The 10,915-nt window shown below is 58.9% G+C and carries 12 protein-coding genes; 5 read left to right on the top strand and 7 right to left on the bottom strand.

Going from position 1 to position 10,915, the window contains the following annotated elements; all coding sequences use genetic code 11:
- Positions 1–52: 52 nt before the first annotated feature.
- From PSET11_RS12090 to PSET11_RS12100, 3 genes are all read right to left on the bottom strand, one after another.
- Positions 53–274 carry a hypothetical protein gene (locus tag PSET11_RS12090; protein ID WP_124092576.1) on the bottom strand — a complete coding sequence of 74 codons (222 nt, stop codon included), beginning with the start codon at positions 272–274 and terminating at the stop codon, positions 53–55.
- Entirely contained in the window at positions 274–681 is a 408-nt protein-coding gene (locus tag PSET11_RS12095; protein WP_124092577.1) for a response regulator transcription factor, read from the bottom strand. The genes PSET11_RS12090 and PSET11_RS12095 overlap by 1 nt, the downstream gene beginning before the upstream one ends.
- Before the next feature lie 329 nt (positions 682–1,010).
- Entirely contained in the window at positions 1,011–4,229 is a 3,219-nt protein-coding gene (locus PSET11_RS12100; RefSeq protein WP_124092578.1) for an Eco57I restriction-modification methylase domain-containing protein, read from the bottom strand.
- A 582-nt stretch (positions 4,230–4,811) separates the two neighbouring features.
- Here PSET11_RS12100 and PSET11_RS12105 point away from each other — a divergent pair.
- From PSET11_RS12105 to PSET11_RS12125, 5 genes are all read left to right on the top strand, one after another.
- On the top strand, positions 4,812–5,216 hold the full coding sequence (locus tag PSET11_RS12105) for a hypothetical protein (protein WP_124092579.1): 405 nt from the start codon (positions 4,812–4,814) through the stop codon (positions 5,214–5,216).
- Positions 5,217–5,322: 106 nt separating this feature from the next.
- Positions 5,323–5,574 (top strand): glutaredoxin domain-containing protein, encoded by a 252-nt coding sequence (locus PSET11_RS12110; protein ID WP_345788829.1) that lies wholly within the window; start codon positions 5,323–5,325, stop codon positions 5,572–5,574.
- A gap of 4 nt (positions 5,575–5,578) precedes the next feature.
- Positions 5,579–5,782 carry a type II toxin-antitoxin system HicA family toxin gene (locus PSET11_RS12115; protein WP_124092581.1) on the top strand — a complete coding sequence of 68 codons (204 nt, stop codon included), beginning with the start codon at positions 5,579–5,581 and terminating at the stop codon, positions 5,780–5,782.
- Positions 5,783–5,842: 60 nt separating this feature from the next.
- A complete protein-coding gene (locus tag PSET11_RS12120; protein ID WP_124092582.1) occupies positions 5,843–6,226 on the top strand; it encodes a sigma-70 family RNA polymerase sigma factor in 384 nt (127 codons plus the stop codon).
- Positions 6,227–6,240: 14 nt separating this feature from the next.
- Positions 6,241–6,600 (top strand): hypothetical protein, encoded by a 360-nt coding sequence (locus PSET11_RS12125; RefSeq protein ID WP_124092583.1) that lies wholly within the window; start codon positions 6,241–6,243, stop codon positions 6,598–6,600.
- Positions 6,601–7,009: 409 nt separating this feature from the next.
- On the opposite strand, the gene PSET11_RS12130 is transcribed toward PSET11_RS12125, so the two are convergent.
- From PSET11_RS12130 to PSET11_RS12145, 4 genes are all read right to left on the bottom strand, one after another.
- Positions 7,010–7,405, bottom strand: coding sequence for a hypothetical protein (locus PSET11_RS12130; RefSeq protein WP_124092584.1), 396 nt, complete (start codon positions 7,403–7,405; stop codon positions 7,010–7,012).
- Between the two features lie 167 nt (positions 7,406–7,572).
- Positions 7,573–8,265 (bottom strand): hypothetical protein, encoded by a 693-nt coding sequence (locus tag PSET11_RS12135; protein ID WP_124092585.1) that lies wholly within the window; start codon positions 8,263–8,265, stop codon positions 7,573–7,575.
- Between the two features lie 110 nt (positions 8,266–8,375).
- Positions 8,376–8,981, bottom strand: a complete 606-nt coding sequence (locus PSET11_RS12140) for a recombinase family protein (protein WP_124092586.1) — start codon at positions 8,979–8,981, stop codon at positions 8,376–8,378.
- Positions 8,982–9,347: 366 nt separating this feature from the next.
- Positions 9,348–10,901, bottom strand: coding sequence for a DUF2079 domain-containing protein (locus PSET11_RS12145; protein WP_124092587.1), 1,554 nt, complete (start codon positions 10,899–10,901; stop codon positions 9,348–9,350).
- Between the last annotated feature and the right edge of the window lie 14 nt (positions 10,902–10,915).

Consider the following 10,915-nt stretch of genomic DNA (forward strand, 5'->3'; position numbering starts at 1 on the left):
AACTCTTCGGGAAAGGCTTTGGGCATGATGAACATCCTTCCACCCGCAAGAATCAAATCCTCACAGGCAAAGTGTCAATCAAACCTTCAGCAGTCCCGTTCGCTTGTGCGGCCTGAGGTGTAATCGTCCGCACCGCATAGGCAAGAAGCCTGACGGTCCCGACAAAGGCAAGCAGGATCGCAAACGAGGTCAGCTGGAAGAGGAACATCAGCAGGGCCACCGCGAGGGTGCCCGTGTACGTCAGGCCAGAGGCCAGGGTGGACGGGTCAGGCATCAATGGTTGCCCCTGAACCTTTCCGCTCCCGGCGCGGACGTGGTGAGGGGACAGAGCTTCTGCACGAGCGCCCGCAGCTGGGCAGACCGGAAGGGTTTGATCAGGTACCCGGTGGCGCCGGCGGCCATGCCGTCGAGCTCGTCACCGGGCTCCGCGTACGCAGTGATCATCAGCAGCGGCGCCGTCGAAAGCTCCCGTATGCGGCGGGCCACATCGTGTCCGTCCAGGTCAGGCAGGCCCAGGTCCAGGGTGATCAGATCCAGGTCCAATCTCCTGGCCGCGCTAAGGTCTGCTGCCCCTGTTGCTTCGGCGTGGACTTCAAAACCTGCACCGGAAAGGATCAGGCCGAGCAGACCCCTAATATCCGGGTCATCTTCGATGACCAGACATATTCCGCGTGAATTCATGTGGTCCCCCCGGCCAATTCCTCTCCATTCTATGGGTCTCCTGTCTCCCTACGCCCCAGGAAGAATCACATCCGGCCCGGCGGTGGGGGAGCGGGCGGGAGGTGCCGGTACAGCGTCGTGCGTTTCAGTCCGGTCTTGGCGGTGATCACGGGCGGAGGGACCGCTGGCCCGGAGTAGTGCAGCGTGTTCGAGCTTGTCAGCATCGGCCACGGACGGCCAGCCGCGGCCGCGTATGTGCAGGCCCAAGGAAAGAAAAGGAGACGGAACCTGACCGGCAGGACAGGTTCCGTCTCCTTTCTATATTAGTGGAAAGAGGCCCCGGCCTGCCTCTAAGCGATCATCTCTGGGACCAGGACGCCAGCGCCCAGGATGCGTTCAGCCAGATCTTCAATTTCCGGTACCAATTGCTGGCGACGTACAGGGTCGTGCTCGTTGTGTGCTCGTTCCACAAGTGAGGAAAGTTCTAGATGAGTCGCATCCTCGTGGTCGAACTCCGGGACCGTGAGGTGCTTGAAGACGTCTCCGACTTGAATGTTCACGGTGTGGCTCTGGATCCATTCCCGTACAACCGGCGAGTTCAGCAGCCCACAGAGATAGTAGGCTACGTCGGCGCTGTCGAACGAGGCGAAATAGACCTTATGGTCGGGAACGTATGGGCGTTCTCCTGCTATGGGGACCTGCGCTGTGCCGACTACGGCTGCATAAAAGTTGCTGGACATCTCCGGCCAAACGACTTTCCATGGCTGGAATGTGTAGTCGCCGACGTTATAGACAGCGTGGTATGGAGCCCCCTTCATCTGGCGGCGATACGTCGAACGATCCTTTAGGAGGTCGCTGAAGTTTGCAAACCATTCCTTGGTCTTACGCAAGCCCGGGGCGCTGATCGCCTGTTCTGCTTGTCTGTAGTGCGCGCCTTGGATACCTGTGTTCGGCACAAATGTGTAGAGACGTTCTGCCGAATTCTGAGGGTTACTCAGCTTCAGGTAGTAGGCCTCAAAATCACCCGCACCCTTGATCAGCGGATACAGAAGGTCCGGCTCGACCCACGCAGTTCTGCGGGCCCCTAGATCCTTGCGGCCAGCATTGGGCCGGCTCGCGATCTGAACGTGTGTGCCGTTGTCTTGGAGCACAGGAACGAAATAGACCCCGTTCAAATCGGCTGTGATGCCCTTGCGGCCGGCTACCCAGGAGCATTTCCCCGCAAGATAGCGCAGGACCTCATGTCTTCCCGGCGCAAGTACACTCCACGGTGACCCGGGAATCAACGGTTCCACCGGCCCTGCGTCGTTCATCGTCGGAGTAATGAGGCCTCGTATGGTCTCAAGTGTGTCTTCCAGTGCAAGCGTTGTTCGAGCCGGTTTACTCCAGACAACGTACGGGACGGGGTATGTTCCGGGAGTGGACGACTTATCGAAGACCGCCACCACCGTGTGATTGGAAGCATCCTTGAAGGGCTTCAGGGACTTGAAATCATCGATCCGTCTGGGCACCAGATGAGGCGAATCAGCGGCCTCGGGGTGGATGACGAAGTTTCGGAAGCCGGACGAAGACGGGTTTTTAAAGATGGCGCCAGTGATGACAAAGGCAAGGCGGCCTTCTACCTTCAGCCACTTATCGGCCACGGTGTAGGTGATCATTGCTGACACATCCAGCTCGTTGCCGCCATGGCGTCCTGCTTCGGAGAATATTCCATAGCTCTCGCAAGTTGGCTTCACGCGCTCCCGGTAGGCATCCGGTAGTTTCGACCAGCGGACCCAGGGCGGGTTGCCGATGACCAGGTCGAACTCTCCTGCTGTCGCTGACCAGAAGAAGTTACGCACAATCCGGAACCAAATGCCGTTCCATTTTTGGTTGTGCAGATCGAGCACGCGTCCATAGGTCCTTTTTAGAGGTGGGCTCCAGGCATCGAGCTCCTCAGGTGAGAGGGAACCGGAACTGACAAGCTTTGAGGAGACATCGTCAAAAGCAGCCCCGGTTTCCACCTCTTCTCCCATAATTTCGAAGACGTGATCGAGACGCTGCCTGTTCATCACAAGCTTGGAAGGGAGCTCGATCTGAAGCCCGGCGTACGAGCTTCCTATTTGATATGTGACGACACCTTCTGGATCTTTCGGATCAGCCGCGGGTGAGTAGATGGCGTCGGCCAGCAAGATCGGCACTTCAAACGATTCCCCAGGTGCATCCCTGAGAAGGTCAGCGATTTCAATCAGAAAGTTCACCCGTGAAATCTGGACGGCCAGCGGATTAAGGTCAATGCCCCAGACGCTGTGACAGAGGTGTGCAAGAGTCTCTTTAGCTGTCCACCCTGCTTCCTGGGCTTCCTGCCTCTTGCGTCGGATGGCTGCAATGAGAAACGCACCGGATCCGCAAGTGGGGTCGAGAACGCGGCCTTCCAACCACGACGGAAACTCTGCGGCTTCCATCGTGAAGTCAACGAGCCAATCCGGCGTGTAGTACTCGCCCAGAGTTTGTCTGAGTTTGCCGGGTACCAGGCCCTGGTAAACATCGCGCAGAACGTCGCGTGTTCTCTCCAAGTGATCGGTTCTGTAGAGGGAAAGGGTTGCCAGAATGCTCCGGATGGAATGGGCTAGGCCGCCTTCGTACTCCGGATCCTTGAGGACATCGAGGTACCAGCTGAAGATGACTTCTTCAACGAAACCGCGGATTCCTGCCTGGAGAAAGATGCCTGATCGCTCGATGTTGTCATCCAGCGCCTTGATCAGCTTGTCATCATCAAGGAGGGCCGCCATTTCCTGAGCCGGATGCTCGATGGACGACAGTTGATGGGCCGAAACGATCTCGGCGGCCAGAAGCTTGACCAAGAAAGAGTTGTAGGTGTGAATGACGAATAGCCTGGCTGAGATGCTGTCGGCCAGCTTGCCGGACCAGGAGAACCCCAGCTCGCGGGTAACGGCCTCGACTTGTAGGCGAGACATGTCAGCGACCTGCCCGTAGAGGGTCTTCCATTCCTCATAGAGCATTTTGATCTTTGAGTTTTCGTCACTCCGCAGTCGCTCGGCCAGGCTATCCGCGATGGCCTGCATGAAGGACCTTGCGTGATCAGACTTGTGGCCGAAATCGTCCAGGAGGTTATCGGCCGTTACAGGGCGACGCAAGTCTGCTTGAAGAGCGGCCATGACCAGTTCGACTGCGTAGGGCGAGAACGGAACCAAGTGTTCAGAGGCAATTTTGCCGTCGCTCACTTGAGCAAAACAGATATGGTCTCCATCAATGGCAATGCCGATGTAATCATCCGTGGGCACCCCAGAAAGCGCAGATTTCCTCGTGATGTAGGGGAGGAGTCGATACTCAGTCGCCTCAACGAATTTCGCACTATCTTTGCGGCCTTGGAACAGACCCGGTGCCTTGAACTCAATGACTACGTTGTTGTAGCTGGAATCTTCGCGTTTCCGTTCCGCGTCCAAGTCAGTCCGGAGGGCGTTCTCCAGAGCTCGGATCCAGGCGAGCCTGACTTCTTCTTCATTCTGCCAACGGCGTCGCTTGCCCTCTATAAGACTGAAAGCCTCTTGAACCGTACTCGCGTCCACCGCTACAACGCCCCTTCATTTTCATCAATAAATTGTTCGCTCTGAGTGCTAGTCGTGGGCCCAGGTGTGAAGTCAAGGCGCCGGCAAAGGCAGCCAGCGAGCCAGCAAACTGAACGGGTCCGAGGACTTTCAATCCGAAGTGACCACTGCCAAAAATCCACAGTCGTCCCGTGCAAGGATACTTCTTCAACCAGCCTCGGCTCCGAAGCCTGAGCTCGCTGGCTGATCATGGCGGATTCACTGTATATCTGCCCACCCGTTGGCAGGCGGCTGTCGGCTGATGCCTACGGCCCGGCCGAGGCCGCCCCCTCCGCCTTAGGCCTGTCCGGTTCAGGACGTACGCCACCCGACCGGGCAGACGGGGCAGTTCCCCATGGCCCAAGACCAGCGCGGCCGCCATGCGGCAGTTACGGGGCCGGCCTTTTTTCAGCAGGGATGAACGCATAGGCGGCGGGCTGGTGGTGCAGCTCGGGGAACCAAACCCGAGGTACCTGTTAGTGTCTACCCCATCTCGACAAACATTGTCTAGATGGGGTAGACTAGATATATAAGAACAACAGAAACACAGAAAGGAAGAAACCAGTGGGAACCATCACTCGCACGGCAGACACCGGGGAAGTCATCACCGAACCCAACCTCCCAAGCGCCGAATGGTGCGACGGATACGACTACATGGACCGCGCAGCCAAACATGGCTGGTCAGCCATGGGCAACTGGGGAGAGGAAGGCTACGACCTCGGGGCGTGGCCCTACGTGATCATGTTCGTGCGCGTCGTTAGGGACGGCGGCCGCCATCTTTACGGCTTCGGGCGTTACGTCGAGGGCGACCTCAGTGCGGACTACTATCGCAGCAAGGAAGCCTGTAACGAGGCCATTAGCCGCCAGGCTTTCTGGTACTGGCACCACGGCCAAAGCGACGGACCCCGGAACCTCCCCGAGACCTTCGAATCTCTGGCCCCCGAGTACCGCGTACCTAGCAAGTACTAGGCGGCAGGCCTCCGCTCATCCGGCGGGGGCCAGCACAAGCCCCGCGAGAGGATCGAATCATGAGAGCAGCAGCGGCCCGAGTCACCAGCACGGCAAGCCCCGGTGCGTGCAGTGCGACATGACCAAAATCGCGCTGGGCAACAATGGCATCAGCTACGACGAGGTAGACCTCACCACCAGCGCCGCAGCACTGGAATATGTGCAGGAGGAACTTGGATACTCGGCCGACCCTGTCGTGGTGGATAACGCGGACGAGCAAAACCACTGGTCCGGATTCCGCCCCGACAAGATAGACGCCCTTACCGGTAAGAATTGTCTAGGTGGGCTTGACTTGATATGTCTAGATGAACTAGACTAAAATCATGAAAGCGATCAAAACAAAGGAAGCAGTCAAGTTCCTCAAGTCCAAGGGATGGAGCATCAAGCGGTCCAACGGCCCGCACGATGTGTGGGTCAGCCCGGACGGCAAGCAGGTGCTGGCACTGCCCCGGCACACCGAATGTGCGCCGGGGATTGTCCGCCAGATAGCCAAGCTGTTGCCGGACACTCCGAGGAACTGGAACTAGCCGCAGAAGGGGGAGGAGGGCCGGAAGGCCTTCCCCCTCCACACGAGAGGAAGAACAGCCATGGGCGCCAAGCGCGTTTTGGAGGCAACCGCCGTCAAGGAAGGGAAGTGGTGGACCATCACCATTCCCGAGATTGACCAAGTAACAGCGACCAAGAAGATAGCCGAGGTAGAGGAGTACGCCAACAGCCTCGCCGCCGCGGTCCTCGATGTCCCCAACGATGAGGTTGAAGTCACGGTGACCTTCGCCGTCCCCGAAGCCGTGAGCACGGAATGGGAGAAGGCCCGGACGGAAACCCGCCGTGCAAAGGAACTCACCATCGACGCGGCAGCGCACACCAGGACCGTCATCCAGCGGCTCCACGGAGACGGCTACACCACGCGCGACATTGAAAAGGTTCTGGGCATGAGCTTTCAGCGCGTCTCCCAGATCCTCAACTCCTGAACGGAACCTACCCCATGGCACGGAAACCGCCCTACGCCGGCCCCTCAGACACCAACGACTTCGACGGCCTGACCCCGGACCAAATGGCCGAGGCCATGCACGCCTACCGGCTGCTGGGAGACTGCTTCGAGGACTCAACGGACGAGGATCTGATGGGCCGGGGCTTCCTGATCGAAGAGCCCCTGGACCTGATCAAGGAAAAATTCGAGCAGGAAAAGAAGGCCCGCCGGGAACTGCTGGCAGCGATCAGGCTCGCCCACTACAAAGGCAACGACTGGCGCGAGATAGGCACCGCCCTGGACATGGACGAGGTAGGGGCCATGCGGACATACCGGGACGCCGCATACCCGCTGCCCGACCGGAACAACGGGTAAAGCCTGGAGGGGAATCGTTGCCGGCCCCTCGACCACAGGTGCACGGCAAAAGCTAAATCCTTCGGGCTTTTCCCGCACACAGGTGGACGACGGGACCCACCTGACCGGCTGCACACAATCGCCAGGTCACCCATAGCCGGCACGTCACCACCGGGACCGGCGATCATGCACAACCTCGGAACGGGCGGACAGTGGAATCCTCTGCCGGGCAGCCCACCGGTATGCAAATGGTCCCCACTCATTGTGAGTTCCCTTCGGGAACCTACTAGCGGCATGACCGATAACGGCGGATTCCGTGCGCTTCGTGTTGGGCCACGACACGCCCACCATTGAGCGCACGAAACCGTTGCACGAAACCCGGTTTGAACGCCTTCGAAGCGAAGGGTTTGGGGACGCCAGCAGGCAGCGGCTACTTGCTTCCCTTACGGTCCACTGTCGTCTCAACAGCACCCACTGAGCCGTCATCGAACTTGATCACCTGGCACTCATACGGCTCGGTGGTCTGCGTTCCCTGCCTGCTGGAAACATGGCCGGTCACCAGGAAGAACTTCTCGTGTCGGGCGATCTCAACGCCCCCATTGAAATAGACAGACCCCGAGTTGTTAGTGTTCGCCGTTACCGCGGCCTCGCACTTCAGTTGTGCGTCGGCGTCGCTGATGCTCAGCGGCTGGTTCTTCGGATCTCTGGCCATCTGCACCGAGCAGCTGACCACCTGCGCCATGATCAGCCCGACGAAAGCGATGGCCATCCAGGCGACAGCACCAAGTTTCTTCCGCGGCTTCCCCGGACCCCCAATTTCAGTCATGTGCGAAGTCTAAGGCCAGCACGAAAATATTTTTTCTGGCGCCGCTGCCGTGGATTGGGTCCACAGTGGAGGCAGGCCGCTATGACCGGAGGACAGCTAGGGGCGGAATCAACCTATCCAGAGGTGGTTGCCACATCCACGCCAGGCATCGTCTGATGTCAGGCGGGCTACTGGCCCAAGCTCGTTAACCAGTCGAATCCAGATTCCACTGCCTTCGTTGTGACTGCTGTTCCAGTCGCCTTGGCCAACTCCACGGCCACCTTGAAGTACTTGACACCCTTGGCTGGTGTTTCGGCAGTCGCTGCTGTCGTCGTCAATGCACCGACCAATTGCATGGATGCAGATCTAGCGGCCGCCCCGCCATGGGTCTCCAGCTTATCGAGGGTGACACGCACTTCTTGGATCAGCTGGAGGAGATACAGCCGAGTGGGCGCCAGAAGGGAATCATCGGTCCGTATCAAATCCTCCGCGTGAACCAAGGTTTCAAAGATGTTGGCTTGATCGTCGCCGAAAGTAGGCTCCCAGTGCACTAGGTCGAGTGTCGTCGCAAGCGAATGAAGAAGGTCTAGAGATGACTCGTCGACTAGAGGGACGTTGGTTGCGGAGGTCCAGTTAGTGTTCGTCGCGAACAGACCCTGATACCAGGAAGGGACTCTTTTCCTGTACACGGACACATCGGTTCCGGAATCAGCAAGTGCATTCAGAGCGGCCTCGATATCGGCCAGCCAGTCAAGTGCCCGGCGATGTTCCCACCAAAAACCCTGGTCCGAGGGATCGCCACCTCTGGCAGTCAGTGCACTCCCATTCGTCTCTACCTCCCACTGACCAAAAAGGGCGAGAAGGCTGCGTGCACTGTTCATCGGTTCCCCAGGGTAGTAGAAGGCTCGACCGAGTATACCGATACGTCGTGTCCGTTCGGGCTCTAGCCCTAAAGCTCTCGCAAGCTGCTGCCCGCCGCCCGCCTTGCATATCAATGAACGGAATCGGCAGTGTTTGGGCGTTCCGAGGACCGCGTCGGTAGGTGCCGATACAGCGTGGAACGGGTCAGGCCGGTTTTGGCGGAGATCTGCGCCATGGACGTACCTTTCTCGCGAAGCAGTGCTGCGTGTTCGAGTTGGTCCGCCGTGACTACTGATGGACGGCCTGCCCGCCTGCCGTGTGAGAGTGCAACTGACCGGGCGTGTGCTGTGCGTTCTGCCGTATAGGTGCGTTCCATCTGTCCGAAGAGCGCGAGAATGACCAGGGCAAGCTGGTTCATTGGGTCATCCCTGGCTGAGGTGTCGATCTTGAACGGATCGGCCAGGGTCCGGAGTCCGATGTTGCGGCTGTCGAGCTCGTGGATCAGGTTCAGGGTGTCCCGGACGGTGCGGCCAAGACGGTCGAGCGTGTGGACTACGAGGACATCACCGGCACGGGCGTACCCGAGAGCAGCTGTGAGCCCTGGGCGGACCCTTGTGGCTCCGGACTTCTTGTCGATGTGTATGTGGGCAGCCTCGATGCCGGCGGCGCGCAGTGCATCAAGCTGTCGGCCGAGGTCCTGTTTTGCGGTCGATACCCGCGCATAGCCAATCTCCATTCCCGAACCGTACCGAAATCCTGTTCCTGACATGGTTTTGAGAACGGGATTGTGGAATAGATTTTGGGACGGTCAGGTTACGCGGGATTCCGTGGATCCCGGAAGTGGGGGAGTGGCTGTCGTTTTCCGAAGTCGTCTGCACGGAATGTCTGAAGTCCTCTGCACAACCATTCCGGCAGCAGGGAGATGGGATCCTCTTGGGCCCCCTAATCGCTGGGGCGGCATGTCAGCATGGACCCTTATTTTGCGGGGGTCAGGAGTGTCAGAATCTGGATCCGAGGTAGTAGCCCAAGAAGCCTGCAAAGACTGTCACGCCGACTCGGCAGCACACGGCGATCGGGGGCCTGAACCAAGCTTTTCGTTTTTTCAATTCTTAGCCGCCGTAGCCAGGCTCTCACTGTCTTGGGCGTACTGGCCTTTCTGGAGCAGCAGGATGTTGTTCTCACGGTACGTCTCCCGGAATCCTTTTGAGGCGAGGAATTTCAGCGCGGTGCTTGGGCTGTAGTTTCCGTCTCCACCGCCACCCGTGTTGTCCTGAGTGAGGTCAACGATGGCCCATTGAGCTTGATCGGACTGCCGGCCGATCATTCCGACAGACGTACGGTTGGTCAGGTGTGGCACGAGCCGGTCATCTGCTTCCACTAACGCACCGTCGGGAACCATGCTTACAATCCGTTGCTGGGCCTCGATGTGTGTAGTGGCATCTGAGGATACGGGCATGAACAGCTGGTGAAGCGGAAACAAGGCTGGAGCAAGAGCTGTCCCGATGAAGACACCGGACAGGAACAGGGCAGGAGCGATGGTGCGCAGGCAGTCAATAGCCTCATGGCGCCGGATGAGTTTGGCCAGCACGTCCACTGCAGCCATCACGAGAATTGGGGCTAGCACGGCGTTGTACTGGAACCCAGTGCCCCACGTCCCGGGCCTGTCGCTGAGTAGTCGGCTGAGCAGTATGGGCGCCGCCAGCAGCGCGTAGGCGGATCCGAGTGGCAGAAGGCCTACCGGCGCAAACAGGGCAGCCCACAGGAGCTGTTTCGATTCGTTGTTCAACAGCAGGGCCAAGGTCTTAAGTGGGTGGGCCAGGATGAAGAGTACGGCAGCGCCCAGTGTGGGCCCCAGGTCGGAGTATTGCCAGTAACCAAAGGTTTGGCGGGCGTTGAAGTGCGGAATGACGACGCCGGTCACCGCCAGATAGGCGGTGAGCCCCAGTGCTAACAGCACTATTCCAAGCCGCCATTGCCGACGGAGAAGAATAATCAAAGCGACGGCCATGACCATGAACCCCATGTCTTCGCGGACCATCAGCAGAGCCAGGCAGACCATAACCACGGTGCGGTATTTTCTTTGGTCCAGTGCATGGATGATCCAGGCCACCAGCGGCACACCAAAGGCGATTTCGTGGAAGTCGAATCCCACTAACCCTTGGATTGGCCACCAAAAAAGGTAGCCAGCGCTCACTAGGAGTCCAGGCAGCCACCCCAGACGGGAGCGCGTAAAGAAGTAGACCGGAAACACGGAGACGGCCAACAGCACTGCCATCGCTATACCTAGCATCCGAGGGTCGTCCCACAGCCAATAGAGCGGCGCCAGTGTGGCCAGGATTGGGTGGAAGTGGTCGCCCAGGATGTTGAAGCCAGGGCCCTTGATTTGGCTGTAGGGCGCTGCAAGTTGTGAGTATTGGCGGACTACCTGATCGAAAATGCCCAGGTCGTAGCCTGCTGACTGGAAGCGGGAAAACCTCTGGAACGAGAACGTGGAGTAAAGCACGGCGGCGGCGAACGCCAGGACTGTTATCCAGCGCAGATCCGGGGCTAATGGGCGACAGACCTGGTGCAGCAGTTCTTGCCGGAGTAGCTGAAGTCTTCCGCTCCGGACTTGGCTGGCCGTACTTCGGACGGCCTGTTCACTGACCACTGACATGGTTCCCCCTAGCT

Source organism: Arthrobacter ulcerisalmonis, assembly GCF_900609065.1.
Lineage (GTDB): Bacteria > Actinomycetota > Actinomycetes > Actinomycetales > Micrococcaceae > Arthrobacter > Arthrobacter ulcerisalmonis.